The sequence below is a fragment of the Peribacillus sp. P4_C12 genome (genome assembly GCF_056402095.1).
In genome coordinates, this window is the sequence record NZ_JBFUIB010001122.1 from 1 (window position 1) to 648 (window position 648).

2 protein-coding genes are annotated in these 648 nt (G+C 39.7%); both read left to right on the forward strand.

Going from position 1 to position 648, the window contains the following annotated elements; all coding sequences use genetic code 11:
• The coding region (locus tag AC1DUW_RS31705) for a twin-arginine translocase TatA/TatE family subunit (protein ID WP_477644561.1) at positions 1-173 on the forward strand (173 nt) is incomplete at its 5' end.
• Positions 174-391: 218 nt separating this feature from the next.
• The coding region (locus tag AC1DUW_RS31710; RefSeq protein ID WP_477644560.1) for a twin-arginine translocase subunit TatC at positions 392-648 on the forward strand (257 nt) is incomplete at its 3' end.

A 648-nucleotide genomic window follows, 5' to 3' on the forward strand; every position in this document is an offset into this window, starting at 1 on the left:
TCGTTATTGCTCTAATCATTTTTGGACCCTCCAAGCTTCCGGAAATCGGTCGGGCTTTTGGACGCACTTTATCAGAATTCAAAGGTGCAACCAAAGGATTAGTATCTGATTCAGATAAAGAGGAAGAAAAAGAGAGTAAGTCTGAAGTGACAGCTGTTAAAAAAGAGGGATAAATAGGAATGATGAGATAGCGGGCGGGGAGACTCGTCTGCTTCTTTGTATGTCAATATTGTAATAGTTGTTGCCAACAAGTTCAAAAGAAATTCAGTCTAGACGGAGCTTAAATAGTATTTCCGCGTTTTTTTTCTTCAAGCTATATTATTGAAATACTTGCCACCACTCGGGGGGCTATTGGTTTGTACGCAAAGTGACCAAAAAAGGAGGAGCAAATATGGAAAGCAAGGATTCGCACGTTATTGAGCATATGGAGGAACTCCGAAGCAGAATTATAAAAACTCTGATAGGTTTTGTTGCTTTCTTCATATTGAGTTTCATATTCGTAAAGGATATATATGAACTGCTTATTAAGGATTTAGAAGGAAAACTTGCAGTTCTCGGTCCAAGTGAGATCCTGTGGGTCTATATGATTATCGCTGCTGTATGTGCAATAGCTGCTACTATTCCGCTAGCTGCATTTCAGGTATGGCG